16 protein-coding genes are annotated in these 18841 nt (G+C 50.8%); 8 read left to right on the top strand and 8 right to left on the bottom strand.

Annotation, left to right across the window (positions count from 1 at the left end; all coding sequences use genetic code 11):
* Complete coding sequence (locus IMY23_RS17450; RefSeq protein ID WP_192823306.1) at nucleotides 1-192, top strand: hypothetical protein; 192 nt, start codon at nucleotides 1-3, stop codon at nucleotides 190-192.
* A 169-nt stretch (nucleotides 193-361) separates the two neighbouring features.
* On the opposite strand, the gene IMY23_RS17445 is transcribed toward IMY23_RS17450, so the two are convergent.
* From IMY23_RS17445 to dapF, 6 genes are all read right to left on the bottom strand, one after another.
* A complete protein-coding gene (locus IMY23_RS17445; RefSeq protein WP_192823305.1) occupies nucleotides 362-1759 on the bottom strand; it encodes a T9SS type A sorting domain-containing protein in 1398 nt (465 codons plus the stop codon).
* A 179-nt stretch (nucleotides 1760-1938) separates the two neighbouring features.
* The gene (locus IMY23_RS17440) at nucleotides 1939-4176 is read right to left on the bottom strand and encodes a family 1 glycosylhydrolase (RefSeq protein ID WP_192823304.1); all 2238 of its coding nucleotides are present in this window, start codon (nucleotides 4174-4176) and stop codon (nucleotides 1939-1941) included.
* Entirely contained in the window at nucleotides 4163-5359 is a 1197-nt protein-coding gene (glf, locus tag IMY23_RS17435; RefSeq protein ID WP_192823303.1) for a UDP-galactopyranose mutase, read from the bottom strand. Before glf ends, IMY23_RS17440 begins: the two co-directional genes overlap by 14 nt.
* A gap of 88 nt (nucleotides 5360-5447) precedes the next feature.
* Nucleotides 5448-6728: a glycosyltransferase family 1 protein gene (locus IMY23_RS17430; RefSeq protein WP_192823302.1), complete on the bottom strand. Its 1281-nt coding sequence runs from the start codon at nucleotides 6726-6728 to the stop codon at nucleotides 5448-5450.
* 193 nt (nucleotides 6729-6921) lie between these two features.
* Nucleotides 6922-7446 (bottom strand): GNAT family N-acetyltransferase, encoded by a 525-nt coding sequence (locus IMY23_RS17425; protein WP_192823301.1) that lies wholly within the window; start codon nucleotides 7444-7446, stop codon nucleotides 6922-6924.
* A 351-nt stretch (nucleotides 7447-7797) separates the two neighbouring features.
* Nucleotides 7798-8571, bottom strand: a complete 774-nt coding sequence (gene dapF / locus IMY23_RS17420) for a diaminopimelate epimerase (RefSeq protein WP_192823300.1) — start codon at nucleotides 8569-8571, stop codon at nucleotides 7798-7800.
* A gap of 225 nt (nucleotides 8572-8796) precedes the next feature.
* On the opposite strand from dapF, the gene IMY23_RS17415 reads away from it, so the two are divergent.
* From IMY23_RS17415 to IMY23_RS17405, 3 genes are all read left to right on the top strand, one after another.
* Nucleotides 8797-9684: a class I SAM-dependent methyltransferase gene (locus IMY23_RS17415; RefSeq protein WP_192823299.1), complete on the top strand. Its 888-nt coding sequence runs from the start codon at nucleotides 8797-8799 to the stop codon at nucleotides 9682-9684.
* Between the two features lie 338 nt (nucleotides 9685-10022).
* A complete protein-coding gene (locus IMY23_RS17410) occupies nucleotides 10023-10403 on the top strand; it encodes a hypothetical protein (RefSeq protein ID WP_192823298.1) in 381 nt (126 codons plus the stop codon).
* Between the two features lie 92 nt (nucleotides 10404-10495).
* Nucleotides 10496-11431 carry a Ppx/GppA phosphatase family protein gene (locus IMY23_RS17405; RefSeq protein ID WP_192823297.1) on the top strand — a complete coding sequence of 312 codons (936 nt, stop codon included), beginning with the start codon at nucleotides 10496-10498 and terminating at the stop codon, nucleotides 11429-11431.
* 146 nt (nucleotides 11432-11577) lie between these two features.
* Here IMY23_RS17405 and IMY23_RS17400 read toward each other — a convergent pair whose 3' ends face one another.
* Together IMY23_RS17400 and IMY23_RS17395 are read right to left on the bottom strand one after the other, a co-directional pair.
* Entirely contained in the window at nucleotides 11578-13926 is a 2349-nt protein-coding gene (locus IMY23_RS17400; RefSeq protein ID WP_192823296.1) for a hypothetical protein, read from the bottom strand.
* Nucleotides 13927-14600: 674 nt separating this feature from the next.
* Nucleotides 14601-16244: a DUF4139 domain-containing protein gene (locus IMY23_RS17395; RefSeq protein ID WP_192823295.1), complete on the bottom strand. Its 1644-nt coding sequence runs from the start codon at nucleotides 16242-16244 to the stop codon at nucleotides 14601-14603.
* Nucleotides 16245-16354: 110 nt separating this feature from the next.
* Between IMY23_RS17395 and IMY23_RS17390 the strand changes: the two genes are divergently transcribed.
* The 4 genes from IMY23_RS17390 (at nucleotide 16355) to IMY23_RS17375 (ending at nucleotide 18775) form a co-directional block, all read left to right on the top strand.
* The gene (locus IMY23_RS17390) at nucleotides 16355-17413 is read left to right on the top strand and encodes an Ldh family oxidoreductase (RefSeq protein WP_192823294.1); all 1059 of its coding nucleotides are present in this window, start codon (nucleotides 16355-16357) and stop codon (nucleotides 17411-17413) included.
* A gap of 155 nt (nucleotides 17414-17568) precedes the next feature.
* Nucleotides 17569-18123 carry a DUF4304 domain-containing protein gene (locus IMY23_RS17385; protein WP_192823293.1) on the top strand — a complete coding sequence of 185 codons (555 nt, stop codon included), beginning with the start codon at nucleotides 17569-17571 and terminating at the stop codon, nucleotides 18121-18123.
* A gap of 17 nt (nucleotides 18124-18140) precedes the next feature.
* A complete protein-coding gene (locus IMY23_RS17380; RefSeq protein ID WP_192823292.1) occupies nucleotides 18141-18380 on the top strand; it encodes a hypothetical protein in 240 nt (79 codons plus the stop codon).
* The gene (locus IMY23_RS17375; RefSeq protein WP_192823291.1) at nucleotides 18377-18775 is read left to right on the top strand and encodes a type II toxin-antitoxin system VapC family toxin; all 399 of its coding nucleotides are present in this window, start codon (nucleotides 18377-18379) and stop codon (nucleotides 18773-18775) included. Before IMY23_RS17380 ends, IMY23_RS17375 begins: the two co-directional genes overlap by 4 nt.
* Nucleotides 18776-18841: the final 66 nt, after the last annotated feature.

Here is an 18841-nt window from a genome sequence, read left to right as displayed (position 1 = left end):
TTGATTCTGAAGCCGTCTGGAAAAGAAAAGCCGTTTTTGGCTTCATTTCCTGAAATGAAGCCAAAAACGGAGCAGGAAATTTATACCGGCATTCTGGCAGATGGACACAAAGGCGCTTATGCCAGTTTAGGCGGCACAACACAAGCGGGCAAAGGCCGGGGGCCTGATGAAATACAGGACAATCTTTGGTGAAGGGTTTTGAATTGAGCTCTTCGACAGGCGAAAAACAAAAATCCCGTTTTGGGGCCCATTTCTGAAAATGAGCCCGAAAACGGGATACTACTGCCTACTTTTTAAGACAACTTTCTTGAACCAATGCCACTATGGTATAAAGAGAATTACTCCATTTCGGTCTTCCAGCTCAGTTCTTCAACAGTTTCATGGAGGAGACACTTCCGTTTCTGCCCGTGAGGAGCACTTGGTACAAGCCGGTGGCCAACGTCTGCGGAATTGTCATTTGCTGGTCTTTCTGCGCATCTATGTTGTTCTGCCATTGCAGCTTCCCGGTTTGGTCAAACACCTGAACGGTGCCGGCGAACTTTTGCTGAAAGAATAGATGGATTTGGTTTCCGTTGGATGGGTTTGGGTACAGCGTTGCGATTTGGTTTGCTAAGGCTTGCTCTTTTTTAGAGTTTAAGATTACTCCTTGGTTGTCTATTTTTACCAGCCTTACTTCATTATCTTTTCTAAGCAGCATCAGAGCACCGCCGTCTGGGACTACTTCCAAGTGAGCAAGTCCAGTTGCACTTTCTTCGGGATAGTAGCGCTTCCAGACTTGATTTCCTTGGGCATCTAACTTCATCAGAAAAAGTGCTCTAGTATTTGTATTGACTTTATAAGCACCAGACACCAAAAATTCCCCATCAGGCATGGGTAGGGTATGGTAGAGTTCCTCTCCTGTGGCTAGGGAGAAAAAGCTATCGGGTAAAGTGATACGGTCTTCAAAAGTGGCTCCAAACAAATGAAAGCCGTACTTTTCCCCCACCGGCCCCGCGGTTAGGATTCGCCCGTTGGGCATTGCCCCAATAACAAAATGGTCATAGAGACCTTGCAGCGTATTTTTACTCTTGTCTATCACTTTTACGAACCGTGAGTACTCCATTGGGGAGGAGCCTTTGACATAACCCGTGTTCAGAAAAAGGTCTCCCGCAGCCGTAGACACAAATTCTATACTGGGTGTTAACCATGTTTGAATGATATGGCCTGTCTCTTTCACAAAGCTTCCCCGTTCATCATATTCAGTAATAGTAAAATAACCATGATCAGGATTTTCAGCGAATCTTTTTACAGTAAGTCCAAATACACGGTCACCCTCTGGGGTAGCATGCAGATACTTCAAATCCAGACCCAGCGATTGCGGCAAGTACTGAGTGTAGAGGGTGTCACCGGTTTGAGGATTCAAGCGCTGAATGAACGTGAGACTCTGTTGGCCCTCCTCAAAGGGAATTGCCGCTGCATACCCCAGCAGCCAAATGTCGCCGCTGTGCATTTCACTGATTGTCCTGCCTGTAAAGTGCCGCATTCCTACCCGGGATTGCGCACCGCGTGACCACAGCAACTGTCCCTGGCCGTTAAATTTAGAAACACGGGGAACTTTGTACTGACCTTCGTCCTCCCCTCCCAGCACTACATACCCCCCGTCACGGGTGGTAATCATCTTTGTTCCGATACTGATTTGGGGCACCACTCGGCTCCAACTCTGCTGCGCCTGTGCAAACAGCGGGAAAAGAAAAAACAGAAAGAGTATGCGTATCTTCATAGTGCCTTTGGTATCAAGCAAGAAGGTTGGATGTTTTATAAATAATTGGCTGATAAAATCTTAGCTCACTTAGAAGCTACAAATAACAAAATAAACACAGGTGTACAAATACAGAATCCTGTTTTCGGGCTCATTTCTGAAAATGAGCCCGAAAACAGGATTCAAAAATGTGCTAAAAACTACGCTTGGGCCGCCAGAAAAGTAGCTTCCTCCTGTGCTTGGGCGTGGTGAATGTCTGGCCTGAACGATATCTCACCAGCGTATAAAAAGCGTTGAAGTGCGTCTTCTACCGTTGGCAAAATGGCGCGTTTGGCAGTGCCCAGCGCGGTGTTCACCGGCCGACGGGCTGGTAACCCAAACTCCGCTTGCGCCACTCTTTTCAAATATGGTTCAAACGGAAGGCCGGCGATGCGCGCGGCTGTCTCGGCCAGGTCTGCCCATGAATACGCGCCCGTGTTGGCCACATGCCAGAGACCGTGCTCCTGGTCAATCAGTAAATCCAAGGTGGTGTTCACTAGGTCTGGCACGTAGGTAGGCGTGATAAAGGTGTCCTGGGCCGCGGTAAATTCCTCCCCATGCGCGAAAGCACGCAGGGCATAAAACACAAAATTGTGCTGGTCCCATGGCCCGAAGAACGCGCTGGTTCTGATGACGAGCGCCGTCGGCATGGCCGCCAGTACTTGTTCTTCTGCCAGCGCTTTGCTTTGGCCGTAAACATTCAACGGATTAGGTGGATCATGTTCCAGATAGGCGCCTTCTTTCTGGCCGTCAAACACCAAGTCTGAAGAAAACGTAGCCAGCTGAATTCCTTTCATTCGGCACGCGTGCGCCAGATTGGTTGGGCCTTGGGCATTGGCCAACAGACAAGCGTCTGACTCTTTTTCAGCGTCATCTACCCGCACGTAACCGGCACAATTCACCACGCCCCAGGGCTGATATTTCTCCAAAGCGCTTTCAATGGATTCTGGTTGGGTGATGTCCAGTTCCTGGCGGTTGAGCAACACATACGGAATTCCGCGCAAGCTGCACAAACGCGCGAAGGCACGTCCCAAAGTTCCGGTGGCGCCCGTGATGATTAACGGTTGGGGAGTTTTCATGTCAGGTAAAAGGCATTGATGGAAATTTTCGGGTTCTTCTTCCTGCTGCGGAAATAGGCTCCGGCAGGCGCGTTTCCACCAGCCATCTACCTGTAACACCGCATGCCTTTCCTCGCTAAAGGTAAATGATTTCAACAGCTGGGCGGCTGCCGTGGGGGCAGGTTCGCCACTTCTGATGTCAAAGATTCCAGGCTCGTAGAAACCGCGCTGCTGGGTTAACAGGCTGTTCCAGTCAAAAGAACCCAACAAAGACCAGGCGGTAACGGCTATTACGTTTTTGCCTTCATTTCGCAAACAGAGGGCAGAATCCCACACTTCGGCTAACCAGCGTATTTGTTCCTCACGGGTACAGCCTAAATGGGCCTCAGTAATGGCCACCGGTAGTTGGTAACGGTCGCAGGCTTGTTCCAGAATGGTTTTCACGCCCAAAGGCGTAGCCGCAGACACCCGAACCGCCTCTACATCTGCGTAGCGGTGCTGTTGGTTGTTGCCATGCGTGTGCAGCGGGTAATCTGTGATGCGCTCGTCTAAATACCGCTCACTCGTCACGTAATAATTCACGCCAATGATGTCTGGCGGGCAAGGATTCGCTACTAATTCCAGCAACTCATCTATAGACGCCCCGGCAGTGACTAAGTATTCCCAGAGAGGGTGCTGTTCATCTACTTTTCCTGAGAGCAAGTCCCAGGTGAGCCAACGGCGGTGGTTTTCAAAGTCTGCCTGGTACTCCAAGGTGGAAGTGCTGTGCGAATAGCCCAAATCATCGGTCTGCACCAGTTGCGCCGCCGGGTTGATTTGCCGGATGGCGGCCATGGCTAGCCTGGTGCCTTTGATTTGGTTGAGAAGGGCGGTCACAAAAGAAGCATCTGACCGATGATGCGGATACCATAAACCATACAAGGCGCTGAAGCGCGCGGTGGTCAGGGGTTCGTTGATGGGCGTATAATTTGTGACCCATGGAAACTGAGTGGCCACCGCCTTCGCGTAGCTCGCAAACTTCTCCGGGAAATCTGGGTCCAGCAAATTGGTGTAGTGCGGTCCGCTGCCGTGGTGCAACAGGCCTACAATGGGGTTAATGTTGAGTTCCCGGAGTCTCTCCAGGCGTTCCTGGGCCCAGGTAAAATCAAATTGGTCCGGTGCTTCAGGGGCTACGTGCTCCCAAAGCACCGGGTACCTTATTTTCTGCAATCCAAGATCCGCAAACAGGTCAAGGTCTGCTACTCTATGGTCATGTCCGCTTTGAGCCAGCTGGTCAAAGTACTGGTCGCCCACGCGGTTGACCGTACACTCCACGCCGCCCCAAAGGTTAATGTCTGCCATTCGAGGTTACTTTGGTGGAACTTCCGTTTAAGGCTTCCTGCACTTGCTTGGGCAAGACATTCACGCCGTCTATGGCTGGTATTGCCACGCGCTCTTTCTCCGTCAATTTCCTGTGCAGCGTGAGCGCCTGGGCCACTACCTGGTCCATGTTGTAGTATTTGTATGTGGCCAGACGGCCCACAAAATGTACGTTGGGCGTGGCATCAGCCAGTTTCTTGTACTTGTTGTAGAGCTCGGCGTTTTCGGCCTTTGGCACGGGATAATATGGGTCACCTTCGGCGCGCGGGAATTCATAGACCAGGCTGGTTTTGGCGTGCTGCTGCCCAGTCAGGTATTTAAACTCCGTTACGCGGGTGTACAGCTGTTCATTGGGGTAGTTAACCACCGCCACCGGCTGGAAGGTTTCTTTGTTCACGGTTTCATGCTTGAACTCCAGCGAGCGGTACGGCAATTTTCCGTATTTAAAATCGAAATATTCATCTACCGGACCCGTGAAAATCATTTCCTTGAACGGAATGAAATCAATGATCTCATGGTAGTCTGTGTTGAGCATGACCTTGATGTTGGGGTGATTGAGCATGTTCTCAAACATCTTGGTAAAGCCGTGAAGCGGCATGGCCTGGTAAGTGTCTGTGAAATAGCGGTCATCACGGTTGGTGCGGGTGGGTACGCGCGAGGTCACTGATTTGTCTAGTTCAGACGGGTCCATGCCCCACTGCTTGCGGGTGTAGTTCTTGAAGAATTTCTCGTACAGCTCACGGCCCACTTTGCTCACCACCACGTCTTCTGAGGTCTTCACCACGTCTACCTTCTCAGCCACTGACTCAAAGAATTTGTCCAGTTCAAAAGACGTCAGGCTCAGGCCGTAGAGTTTATTGATGGTGTCCAGGTTAATGGGCATGGGCACTTGCTGGCCGTCTACGCTGGCCAGCACGCGGTGCTCGTACGGGCGCCACTCGGTGAACTTGCCCAGGTACTCAAACACGTCTTTGGAGTTGGTGTGGAAGATATGCGGGCCGTACTTGTGTACCAGAATACCGTCTTCATTGTAATGGTCATAAGCGTTGCCGCCAATGTGTGACCGCTTGTCAATGACTAATACTTTTTTATTGGATTTAGTGGCCAGCCGCTCAGCCAACACACTTCCGGCGAAACCGGCGCCTACAATCAGGTAATCAAACATAATGCTTTTACTCCTATCTAATTTTTGGAAGGAAAAACGCAGCTTCCCCTCTTCGGGTTTGGCCTGCCTTTCTTAATGATTTAATAAATTATTTAACTGCTTTGGCCTGGCTGATGCGCTGCATGTGGGTCACCATGTCTTTCCAGGTTTGGTCCCAGGAAATGTCGGCCAAGAAAGCATCGGTGCGGTTCAGCCATTCTTGGTCATCTGCCTGGGCCAGCGCTTTTTCAATGGCTTGCTCAAAGGCCGGGGCGCCATCGGCAATGTGTACCAAATTCTGGTCTCCATACGGGCGTACCACGTCTCTGATAGACGTAGACACTACCGGCTTACCGGCGGCTAAGTATTCTGGTGTTTTGGTAGGGCTGATGTATTTGGTGGATTCATTATGCGCGAACAGCAACATGGCCACATCCCAACCCGCTAGATATGCCGGCAATTCCTGGTATGATTTTCCGCCCAGGTAATGAATGTTCTCGGTTCTGGGCAAAGTGGCAGGGTCAATCTTCACCACTGGTCCTATGATCACAAACTGCCATTCCGGTCTTGTCTGGGCAACTTCACGCAGCAACTCAATGTCAAAACGCTCGTCTACCACGCCAAAGAAACCCATGCGCGGGTGCGGAATGTTGGCCTGGTCAGCGGGGTCTGCCTGTGCTTGGCGCGCCTGCGCGAAGTGGGCTTTGTCAATGCTGCTCGGGAACGCGAAGGCTTCTTTGTGTCGGTCTTTCTTGGCTTCATACAAGCTCTGGCCACCGGTGAAGACCACATCGGCTTTGGCTAGTAATTCTGCCTCTAACTCCAGCAACCGCGGCGGCGCGAATTTGAAGGCAGACAGCTCATCCATGCAGTCAAACACGGTGAGGGCTGGTTTTAAATGACGGCTGAACTCCAATGCCATGGGCGTATAATACCACAGCACATAGTTGTCCAGATGGTTGACTTTGAAGAATTTATCTAAGAGAGTTTTCTGTTCGGCCTCTATCTCTGCCGGTGACAAACCGTGTGGCAAATGCGGCACCACCACGGTTACGTTGTCTTCACGGGTGGAGACGGCCAGGCGCGGACGGGCATTGTCAAAGAAAAGCGGTTCCTCGAAAAAGAAAAGCTGGGTGTGCTTCGCGAAGCGCGACAACAAATGCTGCGGGCGCTGGTACACAAAATCCCAGCGCAAATGTGACAGACACACCAACGCAGACACAGACTGCAAATACGTTTCTATGGTCTGGGCGGTGGCGTTTTTACTGTTTGACCTGATGGGGGTAGACACAACGGTAGAAGAAGAAAGCGAAGCGGTGGTAGTTGTTTCTGGCTCAGAAAAATAGTTACTAGCAGTACCGGGGATAAAGTCAGAGTCAAGATCAAACATATACAAATGCAAGGTTAAGGGTGGTGTCTCAAAAAGAAAGAGAAATGGATTACATTTCTCTTGTCACCTGCATACGTAGAATCTTAGAAAAAAGCTGTGTTCTCTTAGGGATTATGCAATAAATACCAGTTTTTCATGTAAAAAACCGTATAAATACATATGTTTTCCAGAATATAAGAAAGAGGCTATCTTATTATTTGGCGCTAGTAAACACCTTCTGGTACTCCAGCACATCTACCCAACCATACGGGGTTCTGAGCCAGTCTTTTCTGGTGCCTACCTTTTGGAATCCTGCTGACTCAAATAAATACATACTCCTAGGATTGTTAATGGCCACGGTGCAATACAATTGGTGCAGCTGCAGAGTTTGGGCGGCGTAAGCCAACAGCAAATGCAAGGCTTCTGCCCCGTAGCCTTGGCCGCGTGCGTCTTGCTGCAGGGCAATGCCCACGCCCGCCCGCCGGTGTAACGGTTCAAAGTCAAACAAATCCACGGTGCCCACCACTTGCGCATTCTCTTGCACACACACCATTAACCGAAGCTGCCGTGTGGCATAAATATCTGCCGCCGCGTTCTCCAAATACTGCCGCAGCACGTCTCTGGACAACGGCGCCACCGACAAACTCACCGGCCATAATTCTGCATCATTCTCCAGTTGGTAGAGAAACTCCAGGTCACTTGGCTCTGGGGCACGCAGGAAAATTCGGGCGGTATGCATAGTGAATTAGAATTGAGAATTAGGAATCAAGAATTGGCTTTGGGACCAGAATAAAGTCTCTCCTCTTCTTTGCCAAAAGGTTGCTTTAAGGTTTCTCCCTTTGCCTTACCAAGCTATTATAACTTCTCTTTCTCCCTTCTCTGTCATCCTGAAAGGATCTTGGTGGCAAGCTAGTAAAGCCTTGACTAAATGCTTATTCAGATTGCCCCGAAATCTTTCTAAGTTGACAACAACAAGAAAAGCATTTAAGCTCGAAGCTTTTGAATGGTAACAAACAGAGGTACTTCAAAAGCCTAGAATTTACTTTCTGTTTTTGGCTTCGTTTCTGGAAACGGGGCCAAAAACGGAAATTTAGAAAAGCGTGATATCGCCTTTGAAGACTTGCACGGCGGGGCCGATGAGGAATACGTTTTTGAAGCCATTTTCGTCCCGCTCAAAACTCACCTGCAGTTCGCCACCCAAGACTTTAATTTGCACCGGACTTTCATAGCCGTTTCTGCTGGCCGCCAAGGCCGCCGCGGTCACGCCGGTGCCACAGGAAAAAGTTTCGTCTTCCACGCCTCGCTCGTAGGTGCGCACAAACAATTGATTTTCCGGTAAGTGTTCCACGAAGTTGACGTTGGTGCCCTCGGCCTTGAAACGGTCTGAGTAGCGCACGGCGCGGCCTTCGGCAAACACGTTCAGGTCTTGTAGCGCGCTCACCTGTTTCACGTAATGCGGCGAACCGGTGTTCAGAAAACAGGCGGCTTCCAGGTCTTCAATTTCAGCCACGTCCTTCATCTGCAGATGCACCAAGCCCTCTTTGAGACTGGCCAAATGCGGACCATCTACGGCAATAAAATTCGCTTCTGTCTGAATCACGCCCAAAAACTGCGCGAAGGCCACCAGGCAGCGTCCGCCGTTACCGCACATGGAGCTGGGGTTGCCATCGGCGTTGAAATACACCATTTCAAAGTCATAGCCGGCTTTTTCCTGCAACAGCATCAGGCCATCGGCGCCTACGCCTTTGCGGCGGTCACATAAGAAAGCCACTTGTTCCGGGGTCAGGTTGATGTGTTCATCGCGGTTGTCCAGCACTACAAAATCGTTGCCCGTGCCCTGGTATTTATAGAAGGTAAGATTCATTATTAATGTGCTAATTATTTAAAGTGCTGATGTGCTACTTTAGGATTTCCGTTTTTGGCTTCGTTTCTGGAAATGGGCCCTAAAACGCATTCCCATTTTTCATTCCTGTTTTCGGCTTCATTTCTGAAAACGAGCCTGAAAACGGAAAACGCAAGTCTTGCTACCTGATACCTGCTACTTGCTACTGAAAACTGTACCTTTACCACCACAACACTTGACAAAGATATGTATTCTTTCCTGACCACCTCTGCCTGGGCTGACTATGAACTGATTGACTGCGGCAACTTTGAAAAGCTGGAGCGCTTCGGCGAATACGTGCTGGCGCGCCCAGAACCGCAGGCCGCCTGGGACAAGCACCTCTCTGACGCGGAGTGGGAACGGCTGGCCCAGGCCACGTTCAAACGCGAGAAAGGCAGCGCAGAAAAAGGACAGTGGCAACTCAAGAAAGGCATGGCCGAGCAGTGGTTCATCAACTACAACTATAATGACTTAAAGCTGAAGTTCCGGCTGGGCTTATCGTCGTTCAAGCACGTGGGGTTGTTTCCGGAGCAGGACCCCAACTGGCAGTTCATCTTTGACAAAACCCGCGCGCTGGGCAATAAACCCAAAGTTTTGAACATGTTCGCCTACACCGGCGGCGCGTCTCTGGCGGCCAAGGCCGGCGGCGCCGATGTCACGCACCTGGACAGTGTGAAACAAGTCAACTTCTGGGCCCGCGAGAACATGGAAGCCAGCAATCTGGACAACATACGTTGGCTGGTGGAAGACGCCATGAAATACGCTCGCCGCGAAGTAAAACGAGGCAACAAATACCAGGGCATCATCCTGGACCCACCCGCCTACGGCCGCGGTCCCGACGGTGAGAAATGGCTTCTGGAGGAACAGATCAACGAACTCATCAAGCTCTGCGCCCAACTGCTGGACCCGCAGGACAATTACTTCGTGGTCAATCTGTACTCGTTGGGGTACTCGGCCATGATTCTGGAAAATTTAATTAGAGGTTCCTTCGGGAAAACCGTACAGAACGAGGAGCTGGGCGAATTGTACCTACAGGACCAAGGGCAACGCAAATTGCCGCTGGGTACTTTCTTCCGGTTCAGTTCCGTTAAATAAAACTCACTTCTATGTCTCAGGCCAAAGCGTTTCTTGTTGTGTTTTTTGCCAGTTTCTTGCTTTCCGCGTGCGGGCAAAAAGAAGAGAAAGTCTCCCAAACTTCAACGCCCGAACCGGAAAATTCGGCTCCTGCTAAAAAAGCGTTCCCGGTGCAGGAACTGCTGGCCTTGTATGATTCTGTGGCGGCATTTCCGTTGAAAGCAAGTACCAGCATTGGAGACAATGATCCAGAGTCAGAGGCATTTTTGTTTAGGGGTAGAGAAATCCCTAGACATCTAAGCATTATTTTCGATTCTCTAATTTATTCTCAAGAGGACAGACCTCATAGAGACGAAAAGATGGAACATACCCAAGTGTTCGCCACCAAGATGTTCCAAATTTCGCCTACGTCTGTGGCGTTGTTGACCAGAGTGCCCGGTTTTTATTGGTCCAGCAAACTGATGCTTTTCCATTTCAATGTTACCACCAACCGGCCCACGCATGCCTATGAATTGGCAGATACGTGGGGCGATGCCGGGAATTCCTATCTCAGGGAATCTGTCATCACCAAAACGCAAAACAACACGTACCAAATCAAAATTACCTCCGGCGAGTGTAACCCCATTGATGGCCCCTTATCTAAACGCCACTGCGTAGATTCTCTCTTGAAAGGCACCATTACCAACCAAGCCATTGCCTTCAACAAGCGCCTGAAAGTAAAAGACACCATAGAAAAATAACCCCTAACCTGATAGCGGAGGAAGTCCATTTTTTTCATAAATCTGCCTTCGCACGTTCCCACATTCCTAATTCTGAATTCCCAATTAATACTATGTCCCGGTTAGCACTCATAGATTTAGGCACAAACACGTTTCATTTGCTTATTGTGGAAGTAGATGAAAACGGGCAGGCGCAGACCTTGTTCAAAACCAAAACGCCTGTGAAACTGGGCGAAGGCGGCATCAGCAAAGGCGAAATCACGCCCGCGGCCCGCGAACGCGGCTTAAAAACGCTCACTGAGTTCAAGCAAATAATGGACCAGCACCAGGTGCAAACCGTGAAAGCCACCGCCACCAGCGCCCTCAGAAACGCCAGCAATGGCCCCGAAGTAGTGCAGGCCATCAAAGACCAAACCGGCATTGCCGTGGAAGTCATCAACGGCGCCCGCGAGGCCGAGCTCATCTTCAAAGGAGTACAGCAAGCCCTGGAAATCGGCCCGAAGCCGGCTTTGGTTATGGACATTGGTGGCGGCAGCATTGAGTTCATCATCGGCTCAGACCGGGGAATTCTGTGGAAGAAAAGCTTCGAGATTGGGGCACAGCGGCTACTAGATAAATTCTATCCAGACCAGGACCAACCCATTGCGCCTGACCAGGTGAAAGCGCTGAGGAATTACCTGCAAGACCACCTGCAGAAACTGACGGCAGCCGTATTGCAACACCAACCAGAGATTTTGATTGGCTCTTCGGGCACGTTTGACACGCTGGTAGATATGGACCTCGCCGCCCAAAACCTCACCCGTGACTCTAACAACACTCCCGAAATGGAAATCAGCTTGGCTACTTTTCAGCGGCAGTACAAAGAGCTGCTCCAGAAAAACCGCGCCGAACGTTTAGCCATTCCCGGCATGCTGGAAATGCGCGTTGACATGATAGTGGTAGCCTGCGTAGCCGTTGACTGGGTGGTGGAGAAATACAACCTGGAGAAGATGCGCGTCTCAGCCTATGCGTTGAAAGAAGGCATGCTGGCGGAGTTGCTGCAAGCATAAGAGAATTTCCGTTTTCGGGCTCATTTCTGGAAATGAAGCCGAAAACGGGAATATAACTGTAGTGACCAGGCACTGCCTTGTCTCCTGCGCACTGCTGAATAACATTCAACAGAAACGGCCCACTTCTCAGTAGGGCCGTTTCTATTTTAAGTCAACTTTTTGAATTTCTTCTGGTAGGCTTTGTTCAGGGTTTTCAGTTCCTTGGCGCCGCCGGTGTAGCTGTTAGCCAAGGCTTTGTAATCTGCTTTTGGGTTGGCCTGGGCGTCTTTAATAGCCAGTTGCTCGGCAATTTTCTCCTGTAATTGGTTCAGGTTGTACTTGGTGTATTTCAAAGCAACCAAGCGTCTCACCAAAGAAATAGCGTCTACAGAATTCCCGTTGGCCGACAAATGCCGGGCAATCTCCGCGATGAAACCTTTGTTGTCATGACGTAACGCCAAGGCTACCAAAGATTCATTCGCCAACCCGAAGCTTGCCACATTATCTTCCTCAAATTCTGCGCCTGCCTGTAAGTACAATTGCACCGCCTCGGCCATTTTGTTTTGGTTTACCAAATTGTTCACTTTCTGCAACTGTTCCTGATAATGCGCCGGGGCGTCAATGCGGATTAATTCTACTTCGGCGGTAGCCGATGGAATAGCGCAACCGGCGTTTTCTTTGGCGGCAGCAATAGCCCTTTCCAACTCTTGGGCAGCTTTGGCAAACTCCTTTCCATTGCTGAAGACCAATGCCTTTTGATATAGTTGGTCATAGCTGGCTTGAGCATTGGCGCACTCCTGTGAGAAAATGCGCTGGCTCAAGGCTCTGAAACCAGCATCCAGTTCTTTGTCGCTCACCAAGTTGTACTTGATTTGCAGGCTGTTGACTTGGTTGGCAATGGTACGGGCCTTAGACAAACGGTTAGCCGAGGCTTCTTGCTGACCATCTGCTATCTGCGCCAAGATAACGGGTTTGGCGGCCTGTTTCACCAAGGTGTTGGCCTCTGGTTGCTCGGTGAGTTTATAATCCAAGGCTACGCTTTTGGCTTTCTCAAAAGAAGCCAAGGCCTCTGCGTATTTTTGGGCTTGCAAGGTTTTCCGGCCCGAAGCCATTAAGCTTAGATACACTTGTTCCTGCACGTCTAGCATTAAGTTTTGCGCGGCGGCGTCTGAGTCAATGCTGGCTTTGTTGTTTCTGGCGTATAGCTGGGCTTGCTTGGCCAGTTTTTCGGCCTGGGCCAGGTTGCGTTGGTTGAGCGCGCTTTTTCCGTCCTGGAGCAGATCATCATAGATTCCGTTCACGGCGAAGGTCATGCCCCGCTCCCACAGTTCTGGGCGGCAGCGCAGGCTGGAGATGCCGCGGCAGAAATCACGGGCTTGTTCAAACTGCGCCAATGCCTGTTCAAACTTGCCTTGGTTGTTCAGTTGTTCGCCGTGGCGCACATAGGTATTTTGAATGTCAAGGGCCAGTTCCTGTGCGTAACGGTGGGTTTCTGGGTCCACCTGCATGCGATTGAGAAGGTCTTTGGTGCGAAGCGCGCTTTCTTTCACATAACCGGCCTGCAGGTCTAAACGGGCCAATTGTAAATGCGACGGCGCGAAGGCTGGGTTGGCCTGCAACGAGCGCTCAAAGAACTCACGGCCGGCGCGGGCGTTTCCGTTCACGGCCATCTCCAGGCCCCGGTTGTAGTAAATCTCGGGCAGGCGCGCCCACATCTGGTCCAGGGCCACGCGGCGGCCTTTGAACCGATCGTCTAATTCGCGCACGCGCCGACGCAGTTGCACAGGGTCCCGCTGGTTCAGTTCCAGTTCCTGCGTCAGGTGTTGGCTTAACAAACCAGACAGTTCGGCTTCCATGGCTCTTAGGCGTTCGCTGTGCTGGGCGAGCCGGTCTAAATCATTGGGGTTCACGGTCTGCAGGTCGCGGGCTAGAAGAGACAGCCGGGCATCGGCGGCATAATAGCGCCTCACCAACTCGACCCGTTCTTTGACGGCACTGCGGTTAGCAGTTGAGAAACCCAGACGACTTTCCACCACCTTCAGCTTAAACCCGGCAAACGCCGAAGTGTCAGCAAAAGTAGCCTGCAACACCATGGCGGCGCCGTTCTTCCCGAGGGTCTTATTGCCCAGGTCATAGGTCTGGAGCACTTTGCCTTCGGGGCCCAGCAACTGTACTTTGCCGCCCACCACAGTAGGAGTTAATTCCTGGGAGAAATCGAATTCCTGGTAAAACACGCGCTCCTTCACCTGCACGTTTTTCACGCTCACCTCCAGCTTGAGTTGGTGGCCGTCGCGCGCAATGCGTTCCTGCCACTCCGCCGCCACGAGCAACGCCATTTGCTGCGACCGCAAAGTACGCTCCAGCTCTACCGCCATCTGCCGAAGGTCGGGGTTCTCGCTGCTGCGCAGGGTGAAATTCTCGGTGCGCTGTTGGTCATAAATCACTTTGGACTGGCCGGCAGCCATCTCGCCCCAGAAGAGCAGCACCAGCAGGAAGGGAAGTACACGTGCTTTCATAATATTAGCATTATCTGATATTCAGCAAAAGGCAAAATCCGTTCCAGAAAATGCCGATGCTCAAATATACTTTCTAGATGCGGGGTTGGCCTGGCCGGTTGCCTGTGGGGAGAATTTTTGTGGGCGTTTCTGGTTTTGGCTGCGTTTGGGATTTGGAGCCGGAAAACGGGAATAGAAGGACGTTTTGTTGACGCGTATCGTCCCCCTTTGAAGGGGGTTGGGGGATGACGAAGGCGGCAGAAGAAAAGACCAGCTTTAATAAAAAGGCAATATTTTTCTCTATGGCGCGGAAGTTACTTCCGTGACTTTCAAAAAGCAGTTCAATAAGTCACGGAAGTAACTTCCGCGCCATAGAAGGCTCTAAAAAGATATTCAGCAAGAGTAAATCATCCCCCTACCCCCTTCAAAAGGGGACGAAATGCGTGTTAAACTTTACTAAACAAAACTTCCGTTTTCGGGCTCATTTCTCAAAATGAAGCCGAAAACGGAAGCTGGTCACTTTCCTCTACAAAGATAAAAATCAGACGAAACCTATCCCCTCTTTTGTCATCCTGAAAGGATCTTGGTGGCGAACTAAACAGACGTTAATCAAACGCTTTTCTAGCTGGCCCACAAAATCTTTCCAAAATAACAGGCTGTGTTTGTTTGTGTATGACGAACAATCCTTCAGAAATTTATAGTCCGCTTACTTGTTTGCCTTTGGGGTATTTGACCACGTAGCGGAGGGTGCGTTTCTGGGTTTCGTTGGGTTGGAGGGTGACGCGCCAGGTGACTTTGCCGGTTTCTTTGTTAAGGGTTCCGCCGTTGGTATCAACGTCTTCTACTTCAATCTCAGAGGTGGAACTGAGAGGAACCTGGTCTTCTACGGTGATGGTCACGGGCTGGGCTTTGGTGTTGCGCAGGCTGATCTCATACCCGAACTGCTCTTTGATGTTACTGCCCAAGCTTTGCCGCTTCTGGTAATCTTTCAGGCGTTCGCGCTGCACCACCACGTTCTGGTCGCGGCCCAACGAAAGCGTGAGGGTGTCTCTGGTTTGCTCTGGGTTGAGGAAGGATTTGCCGGTGAAAGTGCCCGCCAGAAAGACGTTGGCCTGTCCAGGAAGCAGCTTCAGGTTTTCCCAGTTGGTGAGGTAGGCGACCAAAAAAGCGGTGGGGTCCATCTTTGGCGCAGTCACGTGCGCGTACGAGGTGGTGAGGCTGTGCTGCTGAATATCTACCGTGTGCGGCTTTCCGTCTGAGGGCACGCTGAACGGAATCCCAATCTTGAACTCAGCTGCGAGCGTGGTGGTAACGGCTTCAGTGAAATTTGAGGTGGTTGTGGCAGGGGCTGGAGCAGCTTTTGACTTAGTTCTTGTTCCGTATCCTGTTACTTCTACTTCGCTCAAAGAACTATTCTGCACAGCAACGCCTGCAGCTCTGCCTTGTAACATTTTCTCAAGTGAATTATGCACCAAAATCCCAATCCGCTGCGGCTCCAGTTCTGGTTTTTGGGCACCTTCGGCGGGGTTTGTGGTGGCGAGGGTCAGTTGCACGTTGTTCCAGTTCACACCGGTGTTCTGGCGCACGTTGGCTTTGTATTGCAGTTGCACGGGGCCTTGGCTGCCAGAGGCGCGCAAATCATAGATGGGTTCCCAGCCGGCGTTGTACACCAGATAGGTCACTTCCAGGTTTACCTGAGCGCGGGCCTCTGCCTTCACCGCCACAATCACGCGGTTGTTGGCCTGCTGCTTCTGGCGCGTCTGTTCCAATTGCTGGATGTAGTCGCTCTGACGTTCGTTTAAAATGCTTAAACGGGCATCTGTGATTTGTATTTCCTTTCTAATGGCCAAAAGTCTGGTGCGGTAATAGTCGGCTACTTCTTTGAGGCGGGCGGCGGTAAGACCGGTCTGGGTGCCGCCTAAATTCTGGTTGGCGGTTAAGAGCGCTTCCTCTTTTTGAAGGACTTCGCGTTGGTCAGTGAGCGTTCTGATGCGGCCGGTGTAACTTTCCAGAGAATCTTCCAGCCGTTGCTGCGCCTGCGGTTTGGTGTCGGTTTGCAGAAAATTCTGTTCGTAGCGCACCGAAAGCAAGGTCACGGGGCCGGTGGGGTTCACCTGCACAGAGCGTTCGTCTAGTTGGGCAGGCAGGCCTTCCAGCACCAGTTCGGTCACGCCGGGCTCCACAGAGGCGCGGCCGGTGTTGGTGACCTGCGCGCGGTTCAGAAACACGGTCACGGCTTTCACCTGCGTGGTCATGGATTCCTGTTTTTGGGCTTGAATCTGGAAATGGAGCCCAAAACAGCTGAGCAAAAGCAACAAAGACAGACGATAAATTTTCATACAAAGAGGGGTTTAGCGCGATGTAAAAGCAAGTATACCAAAGCTAACGCAGACTCTGCTATTTTCTGTTGATTCCCTTACCTTTGGCGCACAAATTCCTTACACGCCCCATGTACACCTACCAACGCCTGTTTGATTTCGCCCAAAAGATTTTCCTTTCCATGGGTTGCCCCGACGAAGATGCGCTCCTGGCCACCGAGACCTTGCTCTCCGCCGATGTGCGGGGCGTGGATTCGCACGGCGTGGCGCGGCTGGTAGGCTATGTGCGCCTCTGGGAAGCGGGCCGCATCAACCCCACACCCCACGTGCGCATAGTACACGAGACGCCCAGCACCGCCACCGTGGACGGCGACGGCGGCCTGGGTTTGGTAGTCGCGCCCAAAGCCATGCAGATTGCCTTGGAGAAAGCCAAAAACGTGGGCAGCGGCTGGGTGAGCGTGAAAAATTCCAACCATTACGGCATCGCCGGTTACCACGCCATGAAAGCCTTGGCCCATGACATGATCGGCATCGCGATGACCAACGCCAGTCCGCTGGTAGCGCCCACGCATTCCCTGGAACGGCTCTTGGGAACCAACCCCATTGCCGTGGCCATTCCGGCCGGTGAACAGCCGCCGTTTGTCTCAGATTTGGCCACCACCACCGCCGCCAACGGGAAGCTGGAAATGCTCCAACGCAAAAACTTGCAAGCGCCGCTGGGCTGGATTCAGGCCGCCGACGGTTCTGCCTCCACCAACCCCAACGAGCTCAAGGCCGGCGGCGCGCTCCTCCCGCTGGGCGGCGACACCGGCAGCCACAAAGGCTACGCGCTGGGCGCGATTGTCGATATTTTCTCTGCCGTACTTTCCGGCGCGAATTACGGGCCGTGGGTACCGCCCTTCGTGAGTTTTCTGGCCCCGCCCGCAGACCCGGTGGGCGACGGCATCGGGCATTTCTTCGGGGCCATGCGCGTAGACGCCTTCCGCCCGGCAGCAGATTTCAAGCAGCACATGGACACCTGGATTACCCGCTTCAGAAACTCTAAAGCCAAGGAAGGCCAGCACGTCTTAATCCCCGGCGACCCGGAGCGCATCTTCACCGAGCAACGGATGAAAGACGGCATTCCATTGCTGCCGCCGGTGGTGAAAGATCTGGAAGGCTTATGCGAGAAGTTCGGGGTGGTGTTGTAGGGTTTGCGTTTTCGGGCTCGTTTTGGGAAATGGGGCTGGAAACGGGAATTTTAGTTTAAGCTTTTCTGTGTTGGTTTAAGCAGCAAACCCTTCCTTCTATAAACTCAGTTCATTATTTAGTATATTGAAGATTATATAGAAATACTATCTTCCCCATGATTGCTGAAAGCAAACTGATAAAAATGACAGCGAAGGAAAAACAGAAGGAATTTATAAAATCATATCTCAAGCCTAAACTAAAAGAAGAGGGATTTTCAACTTCAGGCCAAAATTGGTGGAAGAGTAAAGGAGAGTTTTTTCTATTTATTAACTTACAAAGCTCCCGTTGGAACAGTAATGATGAGGTAAGTTTCTGCTTTAACCTTGGAGTTGCATTGACTGCTCGTCTCCGTGACCCAGCCAAAAGAAAAGCCACCTATGATGACCTTAGCGCACAAATTCGTGATGGTGAGTTGCTTCCTGAGAATAGAAAGAAGCATACATATAGAGAAGAAAGCTATTTTGGTTACCTGATCACCAATGACACGGACCTTAGTGACTTTACAAAAGAAGTGAGCATAGATGTTGAAGAACTTATTCTACCAAAGCTGCAACGTTTAAATTCGTTATCAGACTGTATCAACTTCTTTGAGCCTTTCGGCTATTGGGGTTACAATCTCAAAATGAAGGTGGAGGAGTTGCAATTAGCAGACAAACAGATTAGCCAGTAAAAACGTAAAGTAGTACCATGAAAACAACCAACCTACATATCCTTGAAAGTTACTTAGGGCTCTTGAATAACCTAAGTCCAGATAGCAAGCTGGAGTTGATTTCCAGGCTTTCGCAAACGCTTAAAAGTCAGAAGAAATCCAAAGAGAAAAGTTTGATAGAACTTTTTGGGGCCTTTCAATCAGACAAATCCGCTGAAACCATCATTGAAGAAATACAGCAGTCCAGAACTTTCACCCGGCAAATTGAAGGACTTTGAAAAAGTATTTGCTAGACACCAATATCTGCATCTATTATTTAAAAGGCCGATTTGACCTTGATGCTAAAATTGAACAAGTTGGTAGTGAACATTGCTTTATTTCTGAAATCACGGTGGCCGAACTCAAATACGGAGCAGAAAACAGCGAAAAGAAGGAGCAAAACCGAAAAGTGATCCAGGACTTTATTCAAAAATTCACAGTTGTACCCATTTTTAGTGCCCTTGACATTTTTGCGAAAGAAAAAGCCAGGCTCAGGAAAAAAGGCATTTTAGTAGATGATTTTGACTTATTGATTGGGGCTACCGCTTTGGCAAACGAGCTCACTGTGGTTACCAATAATATCAAGCACATAGGTCGCCTAAAGAACATTTCTTTAGAGAATTGGGCTGAGTAGAATTCATACTGCTAATTGACAGCCGTCTCCCCCTTGCCCCGCCCCGCAAATTTCCCTACCTTATTC

Origin of the sequence: Rufibacter sp. LB8, assembly GCF_014876185.1 — a bacterium.
Lineage (GTDB): Bacteria > Bacteroidota > Bacteroidia > Cytophagales > Hymenobacteraceae > Nibribacter.
This window is presented reverse-complemented; position numbering and strand designations above follow the sequence as displayed.

Excerpts from the sequence above, each read along its gene's own strand:
- IMY23_RS17445 (WP_192823305.1), bottom strand. The coding sequence starts at position 1,759 with ATGAAGATACGCATACTCTTTCTGTTTTTTCTTTTCCCGCTGTTTGCA.
- IMY23_RS17440 (WP_192823304.1), bottom strand. The coding sequence starts at position 4,176 with ATGGCAGACATTAACCTTTGGGGCGGCGTGGAGTGTACGGTCAACCGC.
- glf (WP_192823303.1), bottom strand. The coding sequence starts at position 5,359 with ATGTTTGATTACCTGATTGTAGGCGCCGGTTTCGCCGGAAGTGTGTTG.
- IMY23_RS17430 (WP_192823302.1), bottom strand. The coding sequence starts at position 6,728 with ATGTTTGATCTTGACTCTGACTTTATCCCCGGTACTGCTAGTAACTAT.
- IMY23_RS17425 (WP_192823301.1), bottom strand. The coding sequence starts at position 7,446 with ATGCATACCGCCCGAATTTTCCTGCGTGCCCCAGAGCCAAGTGACCTG.
- dapF (WP_192823300.1), bottom strand. The coding sequence starts at position 8,571 with ATGAATCTTACCTTCTATAAATACCAGGGCACGGGCAACGATTTTGTA.
- IMY23_RS17415 (WP_192823299.1), top strand. The coding sequence starts at position 8,797 with ATGTATTCTTTCCTGACCACCTCTGCCTGGGCTGACTATGAACTGATT.
- IMY23_RS17410 (WP_192823298.1), top strand. The coding sequence starts at position 10,023 with ATGGAACATACCCAAGTGTTCGCCACCAAGATGTTCCAAATTTCGCCT.
- IMY23_RS17405 (WP_192823297.1), top strand. The coding sequence starts at position 10,496 with ATGTCCCGGTTAGCACTCATAGATTTAGGCACAAACACGTTTCATTTG.
- IMY23_RS17400 (WP_192823296.1), bottom strand. The coding sequence starts at position 13,926 with ATGAAAGCACGTGTACTTCCCTTCCTGCTGGTGCTGCTCTTCTGGGGC.
- IMY23_RS17395 (WP_192823295.1), bottom strand. The coding sequence starts at position 16,244 with ATGAAAATTTATCGTCTGTCTTTGTTGCTTTTGCTCAGCTGTTTTGGG.
- IMY23_RS17390 (WP_192823294.1), top strand. The coding sequence starts at position 16,355 with ATGTACACCTACCAACGCCTGTTTGATTTCGCCCAAAAGATTTTCCTT.
- IMY23_RS17385 (WP_192823293.1), top strand. The coding sequence starts at position 17,569 with ATGATTGCTGAAAGCAAACTGATAAAAATGACAGCGAAGGAAAAACAG.
- IMY23_RS17380 (WP_192823292.1), top strand. The coding sequence starts at position 18,141 with ATGAAAACAACCAACCTACATATCCTTGAAAGTTACTTAGGGCTCTTG.